Annotated in this window: 20 protein-coding genes and 1 other RNA gene; 15 read left to right on the forward strand and 6 right to left on the reverse strand. The window is 26.6% G+C overall.

Annotation, left to right across the window (positions count from 1 at the left end; all coding sequences use genetic code 11):
• Positions 1-7 precede the first annotated feature (7 nt).
• Positions 8-433, reverse strand: coding sequence for a flagellar basal body rod protein FlgC (gene flgC, locus LN42_RS08260; RefSeq protein WP_041639029.1), 426 nt, complete (start codon positions 431-433; stop codon positions 8-10).
• A 5-nt stretch (positions 434-438) separates the two neighbouring features.
• Positions 439-843 (reverse strand): flagellar basal body rod protein FlgB, encoded by a 405-nt coding sequence (gene flgB, locus LN42_RS08265; protein ID WP_014297066.1) that lies wholly within the window; start codon positions 841-843, stop codon positions 439-441.
• Positions 844-905: 62 nt separating this feature from the next.
• Between flgB and LN42_RS08270 the strand changes: the two genes are divergently transcribed.
• A complete protein-coding gene (locus tag LN42_RS08270; RefSeq protein WP_014297067.1) occupies positions 906-1919 on the forward strand; it encodes a polysaccharide pyruvyl transferase family protein in 1014 nt (337 codons plus the stop codon).
• Here LN42_RS08270 and LN42_RS08275 read toward each other — a convergent pair.
• Entirely contained in the window at positions 1903-2949 is a 1047-nt protein-coding gene (locus tag LN42_RS08275) for a hypothetical protein (protein WP_075780671.1), read from the reverse strand. The genes LN42_RS08270 and LN42_RS08275 overlap by 17 nt on opposite strands.
• A gap of 187 nt (positions 2950-3136) precedes the next feature.
• Here LN42_RS08275 and LN42_RS08280 point away from each other — a divergent pair, with 187 nt between their 5' ends.
• The 4 genes from LN42_RS08280 to ssrA all read left to right on the forward strand — a co-directional run bounded on the left by LN42_RS08280 (position 3137) and on the right by ssrA (position 5802).
• The gene (locus LN42_RS08280) at positions 3137-3553 is read left to right on the forward strand and encodes an OsmC family protein (RefSeq protein WP_014297069.1); all 417 of its coding nucleotides are present in this window, start codon (positions 3137-3139) and stop codon (positions 3551-3553) included.
• 1 nt (position 3554) lies between these two features.
• Complete coding sequence (locus tag LN42_RS08285; RefSeq protein ID WP_075780672.1) at positions 3555-4376, forward strand: Mrp/NBP35 family ATP-binding protein; 822 nt, start codon at positions 3555-3557, stop codon at positions 4374-4376.
• Positions 4373-5410: an S-methyl-5-thioribose-1-phosphate isomerase gene (gene mtnA, locus LN42_RS08290; RefSeq protein WP_014297071.1), complete on the forward strand. Its 1038-nt coding sequence runs from the start codon at positions 4373-4375 to the stop codon at positions 5408-5410. The genes LN42_RS08285 and mtnA overlap by 4 nt, the downstream gene beginning before the upstream one ends.
• Before the next feature lie 31 nt (positions 5411-5441).
• Positions 5442-5802: a transfer-messenger RNA gene (ssrA, locus tag LN42_RS08295) on the forward strand.
• A 41-nt stretch (positions 5803-5843) separates the two neighbouring features.
• On the opposite strand, the gene LN42_RS08300 is transcribed toward ssrA, so the two are convergent.
• Positions 5844-6455 carry a hypothetical protein gene (locus LN42_RS08300; protein WP_075780673.1) on the reverse strand — a complete coding sequence of 204 codons (612 nt, stop codon included), beginning with the start codon at positions 6453-6455 and terminating at the stop codon, positions 5844-5846.
• Positions 6456-6491: 36 nt separating this feature from the next.
• Positions 6492-7229 (reverse strand): hypothetical protein, encoded by a 738-nt coding sequence (locus LN42_RS08305; RefSeq protein WP_014297073.1) that lies wholly within the window; start codon positions 7227-7229, stop codon positions 6492-6494.
• Positions 7230-7407: 178 nt separating this feature from the next.
• On the opposite strand from LN42_RS08305, the gene LN42_RS08310 reads away from it, so the two are divergent.
• Positions 7408-8934, forward strand: a complete 1527-nt coding sequence (locus tag LN42_RS08310) for an AAA-like domain-containing protein (protein WP_075780674.1) — start codon at positions 7408-7410, stop codon at positions 8932-8934.
• A gap of 42 nt (positions 8935-8976) precedes the next feature.
• On the opposite strand, the gene LN42_RS08315 is transcribed toward LN42_RS08310, so the two are convergent.
• Positions 8977-10575, reverse strand: coding sequence for a hypothetical protein (locus LN42_RS08315; protein ID WP_075780675.1), 1599 nt, complete (start codon positions 10573-10575; stop codon positions 8977-8979).
• A gap of 517 nt (positions 10576-11092) precedes the next feature.
• On the opposite strand from LN42_RS08315, the gene LN42_RS08320 reads away from it, so the two are divergent.
• From LN42_RS08320 to LN42_RS08360, 9 genes are all read left to right on the forward strand, one after another.
• A complete protein-coding gene (locus tag LN42_RS08320; protein WP_075780676.1) occupies positions 11093-12322 on the forward strand; it encodes a radical SAM protein in 1230 nt (409 codons plus the stop codon).
• 4 nt (positions 12323-12326) lie between these two features.
• Complete coding sequence (locus tag LN42_RS08325; protein ID WP_075780677.1) at positions 12327-13613, forward strand: hypothetical protein; 1287 nt, start codon at positions 12327-12329, stop codon at positions 13611-13613.
• A 17-nt stretch (positions 13614-13630) separates the two neighbouring features.
• Complete coding sequence (locus tag LN42_RS08330) at positions 13631-14476, forward strand: ABC transporter ATP-binding protein (RefSeq protein WP_014297535.1); 846 nt, start codon at positions 13631-13633, stop codon at positions 14474-14476.
• Positions 14469-15212, forward strand: a complete 744-nt coding sequence (locus LN42_RS08335) for a hypothetical protein (protein ID WP_075780678.1) — start codon at positions 14469-14471, stop codon at positions 15210-15212. The genes LN42_RS08330 and LN42_RS08335 overlap by 8 nt, the downstream gene beginning before the upstream one ends.
• A 573-nt stretch (positions 15213-15785) precedes the next feature.
• Positions 15786-16814, forward strand: a complete 1029-nt coding sequence (locus LN42_RS08340; protein ID WP_075780679.1) for a hypothetical protein — start codon at positions 15786-15788, stop codon at positions 16812-16814.
• Entirely contained in the window at positions 16792-17376 is a 585-nt protein-coding gene (locus LN42_RS08345) for a hypothetical protein (RefSeq protein ID WP_075780680.1), read from the forward strand. Before LN42_RS08340 ends, LN42_RS08345 begins: the two co-directional genes overlap by 23 nt.
• A 171-nt stretch (positions 17377-17547) precedes the next feature.
• Entirely contained in the window at positions 17548-17847 is a 300-nt protein-coding gene (locus LN42_RS08350) for an AAA family ATPase (RefSeq protein WP_232223895.1), read from the forward strand.
• A gap of 325 nt (positions 17848-18172) precedes the next feature.
• On the forward strand, positions 18173-19729 hold the full coding sequence (locus LN42_RS08355; protein ID WP_075780681.1) for an ABC transporter ATP-binding protein: 1557 nt from the start codon (positions 18173-18175) through the stop codon (positions 19727-19729).
• A 4-nt stretch (positions 19730-19733) separates the two neighbouring features.
• Positions 19734-21377 carry an ABC transporter ATP-binding protein gene (locus LN42_RS08360; protein WP_075780682.1) on the forward strand — a complete coding sequence of 548 codons (1644 nt, stop codon included), beginning with the start codon at positions 19734-19736 and terminating at the stop codon, positions 21375-21377.
• Position 21378: the final 1 nt, after the last annotated feature.

A 21378-nucleotide genomic window follows, 5' to 3' on the forward strand; every position in this document is an offset into this window, starting at 1 on the left:
CTCCTAACTATGCTCCACGACCAATAGATAATGCAGAATTAAACATTGATTTTGCCGAATTCACCACAGCCACATTTGCTTCATAAGCTCTCTGTGCTGTAATTAAATCGACCATTTCACGTAAAACATTAACATTTGGATACTTTACATATCCGTTTTCGTCAGCGTCAGGATGTCCGGGATCGTAAACAAGTCTAAAAGGGCTTTTATCCTCAGCCAATTTCCCGACTTTTACGCCAGATAATTGCTCATCCTTTGTTGCTTTTTCTTTATTTAAAACCTCTTTAAAGGTTACAATCTTTCTTCGATATGGTCCACCATTTTCTGTTCTTGTGGTGTTGGCATTAGCAAGATTATTTGATATAACTTCTGATCTAAATCTTTCTGCAGTCATCCCGCTTGCTGCAATATCCATTATTTTAAATGCGTTTATATTCATTATCTAATGCCTCCTATAACTGTCTTGTAATCATTAAATCTATAATTTATTAACCTTGTTAAAGCGTTGTATTGTAAAGTATTTTCCATCATTTTTACCATTTCAACGTCAATATCAACATTGTTTCCATCTTCTCTATTGCTTCTTGATTTGTCCTCGATTATATTATAACTCACTTCATTTAAATCTGGAATATTTTTTAAGTGTTTTTGATTTGTAGTTTTAAGTTTTATTTCATTACTATCTCCAAGAGCTTTTCTTAACTCTTCTTCAAAGGAGACGTCTTTTCTTTTATAACCGGGTGTGTTATAATTAGCTATATTATGAGAATAAACTCTCTGCCTAACAGAAACTGCATCGAGAGATTTTGGTATAATATTTAATGCAAGGTCTTTTACAAACATTTTAATCGCCTCCTGAATTATAATTCTATATATACATAAAAAATCCCTAAGGAGAGAAAAATATGAAAAAAATTTTTCTTATAGGTTATTACGGTCATGGGAATCTTGGAGATGAAATGTTATTTGAATCAACATTATATCTTCTTCAAGAATCAGGTTTTATAGGAGAAATATATGTTATTTCTGATAAACCGTTAGAAAAAGAAAATTTTAAAATTACAAATGTGGAAAAGTTTGATATTCCAGGTATAATAAAAACAATAAATCAAAGTAATTTAATTATATTTGGAGGAGGGAATCTTCTTCAAACAGAGACTTCTCTTAGAAGTTTCTGGTATTATGAATTTATAATAAACATAGCAAAACATTATAAAAAAAATATAGTATTTTTTTCACAGGGATTTGGTCATTTTAAACACAAATCAGCATTAAGAAGATTACCTAAAATTCTAAAATATAAAAATCTCTATGGTATTTTAAGAGATAAAACCAGTTATAGATATGCAAAAAGATATTCTAGAAACTTTGCATATGGTGTGGATATAGGTGTTTTGAAGTATAAAAATACAATCTTTAAGCGTGATCCGCAAAAAGGTCATGTTTCTATAGTAATAAAAAACAAAAGAAACTGGTCTAAAATAGTGAAAATACTAAAAGATTTAAAAGTTGAAAGACTTACCCCTATAGTATTTAATAAATCTCAGGATTCCATACATGCATATGAGTTTTTTGAACAATTTGAAAAAGAAATAAATATGAATTTTCCAATAACAGATGAAAGTAAAATAATAGATGAAATGTTAAAATCCGAATTTGTAATTTCTGATAGATTACATGGTGGGATATTATCATTATATCTGGGAACTCCCGTGATTTTATATAAAAACAAGAAAAATTTCAGGGTATTTAAATCTATAGACTATAAATATAATCTCTTCTTTTCAAATGAGGAAGATATATTATATCCTATAGCAATGCTAAATGATTTTGATTTTGAGATTTTCCAAAGTAAATTTTTATTAATGCTAAACGCATCTCATCACGAACATCTGGATTTAATTAAAACCTTCTTATAATATTAAGAGTTTTATTTTCCGTATCCAATACCAGTATTATATTATCTGTTGGGACCTCTATATCTATAAGATAATCTCCAATCTTTAGTTTTTCATACACCTTGAGGTTTTTATCAATTACAAAAAATTCTCCTGTAATATGAGAAATAGCAAATAAAAAGTCATTTGATTTATTATAAGCAAAATCTACAATAGGAATATCCTTTAGGATATGTCTAATCTTTTTATCTTTAAAAGAATAAAAATACAATCCGCCGTAATGGGAATTACCTACAATCATATCATTGAAAATTCCTATATTCGTAAGATTTTTTCCAAATTGTGCGATCTTTTTTTGATAATTATCAGAAAATTCAAAAATTCCACCTTCAAAATATTCACCTAAATAATAATAATCATTGTATTTTACAATATCAATAGGGAACAAAATACGTTTTAAGTTTATTATAAAATCTTCTTTTGAAAGATCGAAAAGCAATTTATAAGTTTTTAAAATGTCATCCTTTTCGTTTTCATACATAGGAACCATAATGTCATCATCTATAATTGAAATAAAAGGAGCACGTACAGGGAATTTATAAAAATTATCGATTTTAAGCTTTTGCTTGTCTATTATATATAAACCATAAGGATTAATTGTAGTAATATAAAATTTATCATTTGAATATTTCATATTAATAGGTCTCGCGTAAAGCTTTAATTTCCTGCTCAAACTTCCCCATTTATTAATAACCTTTATTGAAGGGTCGCCGTTGTCTATAACATATAGATAATTATTAATATAATATCCCGCCATTGGAATTGAAAGTATTCCGTTGTCCACATACAATACAGTGTCACCATTTACATAATCTACTACTTTAGCTGTTCCACTATAATTACAAATTGTAGCATAATTCCCATAAATGTCTATATGAAAGGTTCTTTCGCCAACGGGGATCTTATCAACAACCTGAAATGTATCAGGCGAACCAAATATGTTTATACTTGCCAATAAAATTATTATAAAAATATATAAATATCTTTTCATCTTCAACCTCCTGGATAATAACATTCATCTTATAATTATACATCAAAATTTTATATTTACCAACAAAATAATATTTTATAGTTTTTTTAACTCTTAATTTTTATGTTATTTAAAATTAATCACAATATATGTATAATATAAATATATATGACAGAAAAAATCATATTTAAAACAGGAGGTATTAAATATGGAATTAGAATTAAAACATATGGGTGGAATGCAATTTGTAGCTAAGACACCTTCTGGACACGATGTAATAATAGATGCCTCGCCTGAAGTTGGAGGAGCAAATACAGGGCCAAGAGCTCTTGAATTATTCTTAGCAGGAATTGGTGGATGTACAGGAATAGATGTAGCATTGATTTTAAAGAAAATGAAAGTAAATTATAAAGATTTAAGAGTAAAATTAGAAACAGAAAGAAAAGAAGATCATCCAAAAGCATTTACAAAAATAAATATCAAATATTATTTTAAAGGAAAAGATCTTCCAATGGAAAAATTAGAAAGAGCAGTAAAATTATCTCAGGAAAAATATTGCTCTGCTTCTGCAACTGTAAAAGGTGTGGCAGAAGTTACATATGAGATAATTGTTGAGGAGGAATAATATGGCAGATAAAAAAATTCAATTTAATTTACCAAATCAGGATGATTTAAAAAATATCAAACACATAATAATGGTAATGAGTGGTAAAGGTGGAGTTGGAAAATCTACAATAGCTGTAAATTTAGCTGTAGCCCTTTCTCTCGAAGGAAGAAAGGTTGGATTAATGGATATTGACATGCATGGTCCAAACGTAATGAGAATGCTTGGTGGAACAGAAAAAGATCATCCATACCAGGTTGGAGAAAAGATTTTACCGCCAGAAGTAAATGGAATAAAAGTTATATCAGTTTCTCAATTTGTACCGGAATCAGGAAAACCAATAGTATGGAGAGGTCCGATAAAAACAGGAACTATAAAACAATTCTTTAACGATATTGAATGGGAAGACTTAGATTATCTCGTTATTGATGCACCTCCCGGAACAGGTGATGAACCATTAACAGTAATGCAGATGTTAAAAAGATTTGATGGTGCAATTATAGTAACAACACCTTCTGAAGTATCAAAAGATGATGTTGAAAGAGCAATTAATTTCTTTACAGTAATGAACAAAAAAGTATTGGGACTTGTTGAAAATATGGCATACTTTGAATGTCCAAATTGCCATACAAAGCACTACATATTTGGTAAAAACGGTGCAAAAAGTCTGGCAGAAAAATATAATCTTCCAATTTTAGCAGAAATACCAATTAGTGAAGAAATAAGAACAAATATGGATAACGGAAAGCCTGCAGCATACTTTGGAAAACCAGAACATGTAGCTCCATATGTTCAATTAGCTAAAAAGGTAATTGCTGAAGTGGAAAAGGATGAAGAAAAATGAGCAAGTTAAAAACTATGTCCATGGAATGGACTGGTGAAGAATTCATATTAATAGATCAAAGATATTTACCATTAGAAGAAAAATATGTAACCTGTAAAACATATGAAGAAGTTGCAAAATCAATTAAAGATATGGTTGTTAGAGGTGCTCCTGCAATAGGAGCCTCTGCAGCCTTTGGATATGTTCTTGGCGTAAAAGAATTTATAGGTAAGCCAGAATTTGAAGAAAAAATGAAAGAGGTTAAAAAAACACTTGCCAACACACGACCTACAGCGGTAAACCTTTTCTGGGCTCTTGAAAGAATGGAAAAAAGACTAAATGAAATAAAAAATGAAGAAAATATTGTTGAATTAATTGAAAAAGAAGCTCTTGATATTGCATTTGAAGATATAGAAGCCAATAAAACAATGGGGAGATTTGGTGGCGAGTTATTAAATGATGGAGATACCGTTTTAACCCATTGTAATACAGGCTCCCTTGCTACAGTAGATTATGGAACGGCACTTGGAGTAATCAGAGGCGCAAGGGATATGGGAAAAGATATAAAGGTATATGCTGATGAAACAAGACCATATCTACAGGGTGCAAGACTTACAGTATGGGAGTTATATAAAGACGGATTTGATGTAACATTAATTTCCGATAATATGGCCGGTTGGGTAATGAAACAGGGAAAAATAAATGCTGTAATTGTTGGTGCAGATAGAATTGCTGCAAATGGAGATACTGCAAACAAAATAGGAACATATTCAGTTGCAGTGCTTGCAAAAGAGCATGGAATCCCATTTTATGTGGCAGCACCATTATCTACAATAGACCTTGATACACCAACTGGAAATGAAATTCCAATTGAAGAAAGATCACACGATGAAGTTAGGTATTGTCATAAATCAAAAATGGTTCCTGAAGAAATAAAAGTTTATAATCCTGCTTTTGATGTTACACCAAACGAATTAATTACAGCGATTATTACAGAAAAAGGCGTTGTAAGACCACCATATAATGAAAATTTGAAAAAACTCTTTGAAAAATAAAACAATTTATGATATAATATTGCGTTGTATCGGGGGCGAAACGGTTTCGACGGGGGTAGAGTAAGTCGGAAAGCGAGCCGTGGAAGACTGTAACCACGTAAAACAATCGGTCAAAAAGAGAATTGCCGAAGAAAATTACGCATTAGCTGCTTAATATAATATAACGCAGCCGTCCTTCTAACCGTTGGGGCCGAGCGGTTAGCAAGGGCGTCATAAAATTGGCCCTTACCTGAAATCCATTCTCCCGGGATTTCGGGGACAATTCAGGGAGATAGTCTGGCGTTAGCTTGCCTGTGGGCGAACGCCAGGCGAAAGCAAAACACAGGCTGCGCTCGGAGACGTCCGGCTTACTCTACTTTCGGACGCGGGTTCGACTCCCGCCGCCTCCACCAAAATCAAATAAAAAAATCGTGCGGAAAACCGCACGATTTTTTTATTTGAATAAATTAATATCTGATTCATATTGGAATTTATCTATTTTATTTGTAGAAAAAAATGCCTGAAATTTTTGTGTACTTTTGTTTTCTTCAGAAATAGAAAAACCAACAAAACAATTAAAAGTTTCAAATTTATTTTCAAATGATATTCCAATATTTAAAAATAAATCTTCAACGAGTTTGACAGAATATACAGAATATGAATATAATAAATCAAAATGACTTATTTTTAATCCTCCGTATAATGAATAAAAATCTTCTTTTCTTCCAATTATAATAGAAAACATATTCATAATATTATCGTTCTCCACAAAATCTTCATAACCAATTGCAATATTAAGCGGAATATTAAAAAGAGTATATTGGTTACCATATAAAAAATAAGTTATTTGATAAGTATTGCTATCATTATTAGAAAGAATTATTCCGCCTTCTATTTTTTTATCAAATTCATAATAAAGTTTTATAATCGCTGATTGAGTTGATAATCCATATGCCAAACGAAAAGAAGATTCTTCAATAAATGGCTCGTGAAAATCTATAAATATTCCAAATGAAATAATATAAAACAATTTTATTATAATTACAAATAAGATAATTCTTTTCATTGGATCACACTCGCTTTAATATTATGTATAAAGCACCTATAAATTAATTAAAAAACCAGTTCTAACTTTGAAAGAATTTTCCATCCATTTAACTCCTGTTAAAATCTCAACATTGTTTTCATTATTTATAAAGAGTTTTTTATTAAAATGAATAAAAATCATAGGATGTAAATCAAAAAGCGGTATATCTTCTTCATAAAAAAAAGGTTTTGAAAATTCTACAGTAATATAATTTTCATAATTAAGTTTAAAGGAAAAAGTACCATAACCTGTATAAATAGGTTCATATTCTTTCATTATTTCTAAAGTATTATAATTAACATCATAAATTTTTCTTATTTCCAGTCCAAGAGAAAAAATAGTATTTTCAAGCTCTGTTCCAATATTAATATTTATATATTTTGAATTATGGCGATGAAAAAAAGTATATGCATTATAACTCATTAAACTTACAATAAAATTACCAAAATCAGCAGAAAAATCAAAATAACCTCCCAGTGTTATTAAAAGGTCAATAGGTAACTCAAATATATTTTGAAAGTCTTTTTTTATATAGATGCCATTTTCATTTGGAAGATTAAAATCTTCAATTGAAAATCCAAATCGAAAATAATAATCATCATTGCTTTCCCAGGAAAATTTATCCAGGAGAATAAATACATATGTATTTTTTTTATATGAAGAAACTCTAAAAGGAGATGGAACTTTAGAAAAAAAAGCCACAATGTTGATAGATATTAAAATCATAAAAATGATAATAAACTTTTTTTTCATTTTATTTTCCCCTTCCTGAAGAATATTTAATTTTAGAATTTTTATAAAAAATATTCGTCGAATAAACTTCAAGTAAATTATAGCATAACATATTATATAAAGAGATTTATAGGCAAACAAAATAAATCGAAAGCCTCATTTTGTTTTAATATGGTATAATTGAAGCGGAGGTGGAATGATGAGGACGTTTTGTACATCAGGACCTGTTGATAAGAAAACATGTTATTATGTTGAAAGACCGGATATAATGACAGAAGCGCTTGATCATATAGAAAACTGGAGATATTTTACAGTATCTGCACCAAGACAGAGTGGAAAAACCACATTGTTGATGGATATTGTAGAAAAAGTAAAAGAGAAATATTTGCCAATATTTATATCATTTGAAAGTTTTGGAAGAATAAAAACAGAAGAGATGTTTATAAAAAACTTCAATAAAAAGGTTAAGAATTTTTTTAAGTTTAATATGGATATAGATTTTGAACCAAAAAAAATATCAGCTATAAGTGAATTAGATGAGTATATAATGGACATAAATAAAAAGTTTGGAAAAGATGTAATTTTAATGATAGATGAATTTGAAAGGTTAAACGAAACATTAATGAATGAATTTCTACACGTAATAAGAGAAATATATCATTCAAGACATGGATATAAACTCAGAAGTGTAATATTAATCAGTGTAAGTTATTTAAGCGGAGTATTGGAAGACAATGCAAGTCCATTTAACATAGCAGAACATATGGAAGTACCATACTTTACAAAAGAACAGGTATATGATTTATTAAGCCAACATGAAAAAGAAACAGGGCAAATATTCGATGAAAAAGTAAAAGAATTAATATGGCATAACGCAGCAGGGCAACCTGGACTAACCAATGGTCTTGCATATGATTTAGTTACTAAAAAAGCTCCTGGTGAAAAGATTATAACAGTGGAGCATTTTGAAAAGACACTTGAAGATTATATGTATGTCTATATTGATAAAAATATAGCCAATATATTGCATAAAGCAGAAAAAGAAAAGGAATTAATAATGAAAATACTATTTGAGCCTGGAAAAGTAAAATTTTCAATATACGATAAAAGAATAAATTTTCTATATCAACACGGAGTAATAGATAATTGTGGAGGTAAATGCTGTGTAAGAGTACCATTATACTACAAAGCGTTATATACAAGATTTATGCCGGAAATAAACGGAGAAAAAAACTATATGGCAACAATAAATGATACAATAAAGCCATACATAAAAAAAGACGGAAGTCTTGATTTAAATAAATTACTCGAAAGATATACAGAATATATCAAATTAAGAGGAGCGATAATGTTTAAAGGAAGGAATTATTATGAAGGAGTATATCAATATAACTTAGACCAATTCTTAAGCTTATATGTAGAAGCAGCAGAAGGAAAGGTATATCCAGAAACACAGGTAGGAGGAGGAAGGATAGATTTATTAATAAATCTAAATAATAGAGAATATCTAATAGAAATAAAAGCAAATCTAACAGGAAATGAATATGAAAAATCGAAAAAGCAATTAGTGGAATATTTAAAAAGAAGTGGCTTAAAAGAAGGCTGGCTTGTGATATATTCAGAAGCAATAGAAGATTTCAAACATGAAATAGAAGAAATAGATGGAGTAAAAATCAATGTGTGGTTTATAAAAACAAACTTTGAAAGTCCATCGAAAGTGAATTAAGATAATTCAATAAAAATAATCCTTCCAGAATTTCTGGAAGGGTTATTTTAAAAACCTCTCAATAATCTCATCAATCAAAGCTCTTTCATCATCTTCAAAAGAGTAATAACCAAGAGCAACACGCTTATAACCTAAACCATATTTAAGGGCAAAATCACGAACCTTTCCTTTTGGATAAGGAGTAATGGGCCATTTAATATCGTATCGAACGCAATTTCTTAAAAACACATCAAATATTCTCATTTCCTCATCACTGAGCTTAAAATAATTAAAAACAAATTCCTTAAAGTTCTTTGTTTTCTTAAAAAGCTCAGTGATGAGTTTTTTTCTTGCTAAATAAAATGGTGAAATATTATATGCTGTATCTTCAAATTCTTCAGAATTCAATAATCTTCTTTCAGCTTTCTTCAAATCAAAATCACTCATCATAACATTAAAAAAATACATCTTCTCATAATTAGCAGAGAAGAATTTAATGATTTTATCTTTATTACCTTCAAAAATCAATTTCAAAATATGACTCTTTGTAAAAAATGGTTTTTCTATTAATGCTGTATATGTTGAGAAGAATAATAGGGGGATTTTTGTTTCTTTTTTGTTTTTTAATTTTTCTATAGAATGATTAAACAATTTTTTTTGATGTAATTTATACAATTCATTTTTTATAGCATAAGGTTTTCTGGAAGTATAATTTACTTTTCTTGAATTTATGATTTTTAGTAAGCTTTTTGAATTTATAATTCCTTTTTTTATTTTTAAATCAGCATATTTTAAAATATATTTTTTTAATTCGTCGGTTATATTATAAGTTGATGCAGTAAAGTCATGGATAAAATGAAAAAATTTCTTTTTTATTTTAACCTTATTGTTCTTATTTAATTTAATAACGATATTTGACATATCAAATATCGTTATATCGTTATTAAGATATTTTGCCTCAAAAATCGTATCAAACCAGTTATATATTTTAGATAAATCCTCAAAATAATAACCAATATAATACTCTAATAAATCAGCAGCAATCAAAGCTTTCTTTTTATCTACTTTTCTTATCCACCATGCAGCACCATTTAAACCATTACACATCATTGTAGGATGAGGAAAATCTTTTGCAAGATTATATCCTTCTATAAATAATTCATATGCTTTATAGTATTCTTCCCTTTTGATAAAAATTCTTGCATTAGAATATAAAAAAACTGCTTTATCTAAATCATTTTCAACATAGTTTTCTGAATAGACTTTAAAATTATCAATTATATTATAGGTTTTATTAAGCAAATTTAATCCAGGGAGTATTAAACATCTTGCATATACCGGTATATTACTTAGACGTTTTTTTAAAATTGCAAATTCCCTTTTTGCAATTTTATATTTTCCTGTTTTATGGTACAAAGAAATAAGTTCAAATCTTGCTAATTCTTTTAATATTGTTGTTGTTGTTGTTGTTGTTGCAATAACTTTATTCGCATAAAATATTGCGGATTTCAAATCTTTTTTCCATTTTGATTTTAACAATAAAAAATAATATTGTACAGAAACATCTGATATGTTTAAACTCAAAAAATTAATTAGAGGATGGGAATAATAACCAAAATTTATAATATCAATTATCGATTTTAGAGAAATTTCTTTTTTCATTAAAAACACCTCAAATAATTTGTAACTCTTTTTTTACATCTATTTTTGTTATTTAATTCGTAATAATTCTCAAAAAAAATAAATGTATTAGATTCTTATAATCGCTATAAAATTATTTTTTAGATTGTTACAATAAAATAACGAAAATGGATTAATAATAAAATTAACAAATGCAAATCCTAAAACATTGATAAAAAGAGGATTTCTATTTTAGAAAAAACACTTGAAAACCATGTTAGAATTGGTAAAATATTAGTGTCTTGAAAAATAAAACACATAAAAGGGGGGAAGGATTTAAAAAATGAAAAAAATAATAACCTTATTTGTTATTTTACTACTAATGTCAGCAAACATTGTTTTTGCTGGAGATAATGATGATGAATATAAAACAGATTCAATCAATCCTCAAATCCAAATTGAATTTTCTGAGTAGTTAGATAGAATCTATTTTCTATATATATTTACGTGTATATTATACCAAAAAATATATAACAGGAGAAAGGAAAGGGGATTTAAGATGAAATGGAAAATATATGACAACAACGATAAAAAATATGCTCTTGATCTGGAAAGTGTAACATTAATAGAACTCGATGATGAAGCATATAAACATTTTACTGAAGATGCAAAATCTGAAGAAGTAGATGAAGATATAAAAATATTAAAAGAAGCAATAAATAAAAAAGTAGAAGAAAGTGAAAAATTCTATAATTCTGAAATAATATTTGAACCATCAAATATTATATTAAATATAACAAAAGCATGTAATCTTGAATGTATATACTGTTATGCTCATAAGGAAAAACCAGAAAGTATGAAAATGGAATTAATAAAAGAAAGTCTGGAATATATATTTTCAAATACAAAAAAGAAAAAAATAACAATAACGTATTTTGGTGGAGAACCGTTGCTTGAATTTGAAAAAATAAAAGAAAGCGTTGCATTATCAAAAGAGTTGGGAAAGAAATATAACAAAAAGGTTGTATATTCAATAACCACAAATGGAACAATAATGAATGAAGAAATAATAGAATTTTTAATAAAAGAAAAATTTTCAATGATGATGAGTATGGATGGATGTGAAAGTATTCAAAACTTTCAAAGGCCATTTGTAGGTGGAAAGGGATCACATGAAAAGGTATCGGAAAATATAGAGTTAATAATGAAAAAAAGAAAAAAGTTAAACGTTAGAGCAACAGTAACAAATCAGGAAATAGAAATAAAAAAAATAGCAAGACATTTTATAGAAGAAAAAAATTTAAGCGGATATTCATTTGCAGTAGCATCCTATCCATATACAAAAGAATGGACAGAAGAAGAAAAGAAAAAATTATATGAAGAAGTGGAAGAAATAATAGAAGAAAAAGATAAAAGATTTATTCCATTAAATATAAGTGGATTATGGGAAACGATAAAAAAAGGAGAAATAAAGAAATATCCATGTGGAGCGGGGTTGGGGATAGTATCAATAGATATAGATGGAAAGATATATCCATGTCAGAGATTTACCGGGGAAAAAGAGTATGAACTTGGAGAAGTGGGAATGAAGTGGGAAGAATTTATCAACAACAAAAAGGAGTTTTATAAAAAGGTAGTAAAAAAAATAGAAGAAGATTGTGGAATATGCGAATTGAGAAATATATGCGGCGGAGGATGTCCGTATGAATTATTAACAAAAAGCAATAGTAGAAGTATTTCTTGTGATTTAACAAAAATAGGATTAGAAAAATTAAAAATAGGGGGATGAGAAAATGAAAAGAAGAGGATTAATCATTTTATTTATATTGACACTAACGATCTCGTTGTTTTCTGATAGTTTAAAAATGATAAAGAAAATAGAGATAGAAATAGAAAATACCAAAAAACCATCAAAATTTCTCACAACATTTGCAAAAAATGAAGTAATAATCACGCCGTTTGTAGCAATTGGAAAGGATTTTAAAATACGAATATATTCATTAAGAGATAATACAGAACAAATAATAAAAAAAGAAGCTCCTGCATTATACGAAATCGGAGAACTTACAAGTGTGACATTTATAACAACCTTTAATTTTGAAGATAAATTCTGGATAATATGTGGGAATGGAAAAAATGGAGATATGGAGATAAATGAATATATAAAAAAGGATAATGAATATATATTCAACAAAAAATTAAATTTAGGAGTAAAATCTGGAATAGTAATAATTGATAAAGAACTAAAGGATAGATTAATAATAAGTTTAGGAGTAAATGAGTCTGAAAGAAAAATAATGGTGGTTGATAAAAATCTTAAATGGTATAAGGAGTTAATTACATTAAGGGATTTTTCAGGTGATCTTGAAATAGCAGAGTATAAGGATAAATTATATATATTTGAAAGCATACCAGAAAAAAGCGTATCGTCATTCTTTGGATCAAATAGTAAATACATAAAACTAAAACATACCTTTGATGCAAAGACATATAAACTTCTAAAAAAAGATGAAAAGGCATTTTCAGATATGGAATATTATATTTATATATATCAGGATGGAAAATATACATATTTTGGGAATTACGGAGGAAAGATAAATATAAAAAGATATGATCTTGAAAGCGGAAAAGTAGAGGATATAAACATGGAAGAAATATATCCATTATTAAAAGAAGGAAAGATTGAATATTCATATTTTGTATATAAGAATAAAAAAGTATTAATAGAAATAGATGAAGAGGATATTATGAAATTGGTAATGGGTGAAATAATAGATAATAATTTTAAAATAATCTGGAAAAAAGAATTAGAAAGAAAAGAAGGAGCATTTCTTGTAAAAAATGTGAAAAATGCACTTTTACTGGATTCTGATTTAATGGATAATACAGAAATATTTATAGACGAAGGAAAAAATTACAAAGTTAATCTCGAAACAGGAGAGATAACAGAAATAACAGATAAACCAATATGGTTCTTTAAAATGAGAGATAAATATTATTATGGAGCATTAAACAAAACGGAAAAGAAAGATGGAAAGAACTATTCTGTATTTGAAATTTATGAATTAAAAATTGAGTAAAGAACGGTGGTGAAAAAATGATAGAAGTAAAAGGGATAAAAAAGAGCTTCAAAGAAAAAGAAGTATTAAAAGGCGTGGATTTTGACGTAAAAGAAGGGGAAAAGTTTGTAATATTAGGGGAAAATGGAGCAGGGAAATCCACACTGTTTTATATATTAACAAAAGTATATAATCCCGATGAAGGAGAAATAAAAATAAAAGAAGGGAAATATTTACTGGGCTTTGTAGAAGAACCACAGTTCATAAAAACCATGAATGCGTATGAAAATATGAAATATATTAGTTCAAGTATATATAAAAAAGTTACAAAAGAAGAAATGGATAAATATTTAAAAATAACAGGAATACAGCAACATGCAAAGAAAAAAGTAGGTAAATATTCCACGGGAATGAAAAAAAGACTGGCAGTATCGTTATTATTAATGATAGATCCGGATATATACATATTCGACGAACCAACAGAAGGACTGGATCCAATAGAAAGAAAAAACTTCATGAAATTAATGGAAGAATTAAAAGAAAGAGGAAAAGGGATAATAATAAGCACACACGTATTATCAGAAGCAAAAGAAATGGCAGATAGAGTGGGAATATTATACGATGGAAAAATACAGAAAATAATGTCAAGAGAAGACTTTGATAAACAGAATGAATATATAATAGACGCAGAGGCAAAAAGATATCCAGAATGGCTGGAATACCGAATAGAAGATGGAAAAGCGATAATAAAAAGCGACAACATAATGGAAACGCTGGAAAAATTAAAACAGGAAGGGATAAAAATAAAAGACATAGAAAAAAACACATCAATACTGGAAAAAACATTCATAAAAATATCCTCGGGAGATGGAAAAAATGATTAAAGCGGAACTACAAAAAATAAAAAAAGACAAATTCTTTCTATCATCGCTAATAATATATTACTTCTTCTCAACAATAAAAGCCAAAGGAATAGTATATCTAATAGCAAGATCATATTATGGACAACCAGAAATGTCATATATAGCAGCAAAATACTTTGGAGGGATGTGGAACTTCTTAGGATTAATACAGCTAATAACAATAATATTTGGAATAAAAATACTGCATGAAACAACAGAAAGCCGATTATACACATACATATTCATGAAAAACAGCAGATTAAAATTCTACAGCAAAAAAGCCATAGCGTTACTATGGATAACAACAATATACAGTATATATAACCTGATAATTTTCAGCTACTATTACATAACAATAATAGGAAAACCGGAAATAAAAGATTTAATAATGACAATAGTAATATATATAAACTATGAAATAGCGATATTATTTACAGCAATACTGGGAATGATGATATATACAATAGTAAAAAACAACCTATTCTCAATAATGGTATCGTTATTTGTAATATACACATATTTCCTATTGCCAAGATACAACAAAATATATCATCCATTAAACTACGTATATTTAATGACAAAAAAATTAATAAGCTCAAAAGGGATAGAGTTTGTAATATACGTGGGATTGTGGAGAATAATAATACCAATGGCAATCACAATGTTAATATTCACAATAGGATATAGATTCTTCAGGAAATATGAACCAAAATATTAAAATAATATGCAATAATAGGTGAAATCATGAAAACAATAAAAAAATTCATAATACACCAATGAGAAAAAATGAAGAAAAATCGCATGAGATTATTATTGTCATCAAAATTAAATAAAAAAATAACACTAAAAATATATCAAGTGATATAATAAATATGTAAATTTATTGAATTTAGGAAAAGAAAAATTGATTGTAATTTTACTTGAATTTTACATTATATATTGACATCTTTTTTTTGATATAATTATTGTGAAATAAATAAGTAAAAATAATATCTTTTAATTATACAGTAACATAATATAAAAATTATACATTTATTGAGTTTTACCATGGATTATTAAGTTATAAAATTCACGATATTTGCCTATAATATTATTAAATAAATTACATATAATACCTGATATAAATTTAAAAAATAATTTTGAATTACACTCATGCATGGTTAAAAAATATTACTTAAATATATTTAAGCAGATATTTATCAAAAAGATTTTCATTTCTCAGTCGGCTGAGTTGTTCTGGTGCCAGAATTTTATAAAAAATTATAAATTTAAAGAAGATCGAGGTGATGGGATGAAGAAAGTGGTGAGAGTATATATTTTAATAATTTTTATTAGTATATTTTTTATATCCTGTACTAATATAGAAAAGCAAGAAAAAAATATTGAAAATAACAAAGAACTAGAAAATTTTTTAAAAGAAGATGTTAATATTAAAACCTCGGAATATTATACTAAAGATGGTATTTTGGTGTTTAAAAACTATTTTGAAAATGGAGAATTAGTAAAACAGGAAATATTTGATAATAAAGGTAATATAGATTATACATTTGAAATAAAAGATGAAAAAATTTACTCTATTAAAAACTCTAATGGACAAAAAGTTTCTACAAATAAAATATATTATTATAATAATATTAGTCATACAAAAGAATCATTTTCACTAAATAAAGTATTTACTTTTGAAGATTATCTTAATGTAAAAAATAAAAATAATAATATTTCTTTATATGATCAAATAGATCCAGGACGATATACTTATGGATATAGAATTGATACTTCACAAACTGGATATACTGATGGAGAAATGTCAAGAAGAATATTTAATGCAACTTTAAATACATTATTAAATATAGCTACAAATAAAATTGTAAATTCCATTGCTTCAAAATTAAGAAATATAATTGAATATATTCAATATACTGGAGATTTTATTTCTTATCTTAGAAGTAATTTTGAAATAACTGAAACATTAACGGAAGAAGCAAGACATTATACATTAAAAAAGGTATATGTTATACATTATGTTTCTGATAAGAATGGAAATTGGAAAAAAAGTTGGAAAAAACTTTTTGCAGTGGCTGAACGAAATTACAGTAGTTTAAGAGTAACTGTTAAAGGAAAAACAAAATATAAATACAATGATAATGGTACAATAGAAACTAGAGAAAAACTCGATGGAACTGTTATAACTAAAGAAAATCTTGATATAAAAGATTCTCCAAATTATAATAAACCTTCAAAATTATGTTTAATAGCAAAGGAAATTTATTTAAATTACATAAATGGGGGAACATATTATGTTTGGTATGAAAAACCATAATATTTTATTTAAAATATTTTTTTATTTAATATTAGGAGTTTTATTATATTTCTTAATAATATTTATATACAATATATATTTTAATCCATTATATATATTAAGAAAATATTATGATACTATGTATTATACCAAAATATATTATGATACTCTTCTTAATGATAATACTCTTTCTTCAAATACTATCGAAGATGCTTTTAAAGCATATTTAAATAAAATGATCGAAGAAAGAAAAAAATATATTTTAGACCCTGAAAAATCAGAAAAGTTTATGAGAGAATATTATATTCACCTAGATGAAGATATTGAAAATATTTTAAATATAAATGGTGGTGCTGAAATAAATATTAAAAAAGTTAAGAGGGGATATATTGTATATCTTTTAAATGAAATATTGGTATCTTATGATTTAGATTCTAAAGGTAATATAATAAATAAAGAAATAAAGAAAGAAGAACTCAAAAAAATAAGATATCCGGAAAATGCAGAGATTACATTTTATATTGTGAGGACATGGAAAGGATTAAAAATTGATTGGATGAAATCTGTATATTTGTTAAAATGAAGAGACCATAAAATTTTTGAATAAATAAAAACCCCCTTCTTGGTATGGTAAAATAATGCATATGGTAAAATCTTTTGCCTCTTCCAGAGGAAAAAGGGAAAAATGACCTCCTAAAAAAAACTTCGATGAGTAGTAAAATAGAAATATAACTCATCGAAAGGAGAAGAGGGGATGAAAAGGAGATTAAACCTTGCAAGGGCATTAATAAAAGAAGCGGAAATATATTTACTTGATGAACCGACAAATGGAGTGGATATAGAAACGAAAATGAAGATATATGAAATAATGGAAGAATTAAGTCAAAAAGGAAAAACAATAATCTTAGCCAGTCATGATGTAAGTGAAATAGAAAAAACAGACAGGATAGTAGTATTAAAAAAAGGGAAAATAACAGCAGACAAAAAAACAGGAGAAATCCTGGAAAAAACAACGAGAAAAAATGAAGAAAAATTGCTGGAATTAATCAAATGAGGCGAAAGCCTCATTTTGTTTTGATATGGTATAATTGAAGAGTAGAATGTGTGGTTTATAAAAACGAACTTTGAAAGTCCATCGAAAGTGAATTAAGATAATTTATTTAAATAACCCTTCCAGAATTTCTGGAATGGTTATTTTAAAAACCTCTCAATAATCTCATCAATCAAAACTCTTTCATCGTCTTCAAAAAACTAATATCCCAAAGCAACACGCTTTTGATCAATGTTGTAAATAATAAGTATCTTTTTGAGTTATATACAAATGAGATTATTGAATTAATATACTAAAATTACCAGTAGGAAATTAGGAGGTATAAAATATGAAACTAAAAACAAAAAATAATATATTATTTGTATTAGAAATATTATTGAGAGTAGGATATGGAATAGCAATTCCCCTATTACTAAAGTGGATAATAGATATGTCAATAAAAAGTCCTGAAAAGGCATTGTATGGAGCATATGTATATTCAGCAATGGTGCTTATTGAGTTGATGTTATTGTTATATTTTGGAGTGAAGAATAGGCATATATGGCCACATTTTTATACTGAGAAAATAAAAAGTTTAATATTAAAGGGATTATATGATAAAAACAAAAAACATGAAAATGGAAAATTAATAAATATAATATTTGATGATTCATATAATGTAGTTGAACCAACACAGATATTCTTTGCAATGCTATATGCAAGATTAATAAAAACATTTATAGCTTTTGGAATAATCTGGTATATAGCCGGATTAAAATATTTTTTAATATCATTGATATATTTAGCAGTATTGGGAATAAATTCATATATTATTCATAAAATAAAGTATGACGAAATAAATAATGCATATAAAAATCTTATGGATCATTATCTGGATTTTATTTCTGGAAATAAGGTTATATACCAATATAATATATTTGATAGCTTCTATAAGTTAAAGGAAAAACATGAAATTAAGAATATAAAAGAGCAAATGAAATATTATATAAAATATGTTTTTGGAAATCTTTTAAATTCAATATCAACAGTAATATATAATGTAATGATGGTATATTTATTGGTAAATGACATAAAAACTGGAATTTTAACTCTTGGAACATATTTTATGATTTTCCAGTTTAAAGAAGATATAACAGATCCACCAGAAGTATTATATTTCTTATTAAACGAATTTAAAAAGATAAAAGTAAGTAGAGAAAAAGTTAAAGAAATAGAGGAAATTTCTACGGAAAATACTTATGAAATAGTAGGAAATGATTATATAGAAAAGCCTGAAATTGCAGTTGAAAAATTAAAATTTGGATATAATGGGAAGAATAAAATATTTGAAAATTTAGATTTTAAATTTTCAGGGCCAGGATTATATTTAATAAGAGGAAAAAGTGGAATAGGAAAAAGTACATTGATAAAAATTCTATTAAAATTTTTTGAGCCAGAATACGGAAATATATTAATAAATGGGAAAAATATAAAAGAGGTTAGTCCGGAATATCTGAAAAGAAATATAAAGGTTTTGATGCAGGATAGTTATCATATTAGAGGAACAATAAAAGAAAATATAGATTTTGGAAGAAATCATGAAGAAGAGAAAATAAAAGAAACAATGCGAAAAACGGGCTTAGAAGATTTAGATGTAAATTATACAATAGATTTTAACGGAGAAAATATTTCAGGAGGACAATTAAAACGTGTATTAATTGGGCGAACTATAATAGACGATTCTCAAATAGTAATTTTTGATGAACCATTTGTAAATATAGACAATAAAAATAAAGAATTAATAATTGAGATATTGGAAAAAATAAAAGAGAAGAAAATGTGTATAGTAATAACTCATGATCATATCCTTGATACTAAAGCTGACAAAATATTGGAGTTAGGGTGAGAGTATGTGGAAAATTATAAAAAATGTTGGATATAAAAATCTGTTTCTCTTTTTTATTTCAGTAATATTTGGAGTATCAAGTATGATTTTTCAGGTGAAGGTTCCAATGCAAATAAAAGAAATACTGGATGGAGTAATTCAAAATAAAAATTTTGAATTAAATTTGATAATTATGCTATTTTTATATTATATATTATCAGAACTATCGGAATCAATTTCAAAGGTTTTATCTGTATATTCTCAACTTTTATCTGAAAAGGAATTAAGAAAAAGAATACTGAAAAATATTATAGAAAATAAGAGAGAAGATATATCTAAAAATGGAATAGGATATATACAGGCAATAATATTTACTGATATAGAAACATTTTTATCAATAATGAATCCAAGAATTGTTTTAAGTGTTTTGTCTATAATATATATAATATTATCAAGTTATATAATGTTCCAGATAAATAAGGTTTACACAGTAATTTTAATAGCCTATATAATAGTAGTATTTATGTATTTCAGAAAAGCCTGGGAAATAAATTCAAAAGGTTTTGAAAAATTAAGAAATGAAGAAAGGGAAATAAAAGCATATACAGAAAATTTATTGAAAGCCAGGGTTGATCTATATTTGTTTAATAAGATAAAACATTTTTTTGATGTTAAATTGAATAATAGGTTTGGAAGCTATACTCAAAAAGCAAAAAAAGCATATTCAATTAATCATAAATATATAAATATGTTTCCTGAATTTATTAGAAATACAGCATTCGTATTGATTTTAATAATATCAATTAATCAATTAATAAAGAGAGAAATAACCTTTGGAACCTTTCAGATGATAATGAGTTATTCAGGAACAATATTGATAATTGCATCGCAATTATCATTAATAACAGGTGAAATTTCAAAAGCATTGTCAACCAAAAAGATTTTACAGGAATATATAAGCATTCCAACCAAAAATGAAATAGAAAAAATTACAGATATTTCACAAAAAAATGAAATAGAAAAGTTTAATGAGAGTATAAAATCATTGGAAATTGATAAAGCGGGTTATGGATATGAGGATAAAAAAATAATAGAAGGTTTAACGTTTAAAGCAAAATCAAATGAAGTGATTATATTAAAAGGAAAAAGCGGTAGTGGAAAAACTACATTTTTTGAGGTATTAGTGGGGAATCTTCCGTTGTTAGATGGTAAAATAAGAATTAATGGCAAAGAATTAAAAGAAAGTATATTAAACAAAACTGCATATATGAATCAAAATGATTATATATTTAAAGAAAGTATATATGAAAATATATCTCTTGGAAGAGATATAGATAAAAAAGAAGTGGAAAGGATTTTACAAATTTTAGATTTAAAAGATTTTGATTTAGATTATGAATTAGAAGAAAATGGGAAAAATATATCCGGGGGGCAAAAATCAAGAATATTACTTGCCAGAACATTAATAGCTAAAGAAAAAGAAGTAATATTGCTTGATGAACCTTTAACCGGAGTTGATAAAAAAACAAAACAAAAAATATTGGATAGATTAAACGAGTTTTTCAAAAACAAAATAGCTATAATTTCTACACATGATGATGACATAACTAAATTGGGAAAGATTATTGATATTGAAAAATATTTAACAGTAAATAGCAATGAAAAATGAT

The organism is Marinitoga sp. 1137, assembly GCF_001941525.1.
Lineage (GTDB): Bacteria > Thermotogota > Thermotogae > Petrotogales > Petrotogaceae > Marinitoga > Marinitoga piezophila.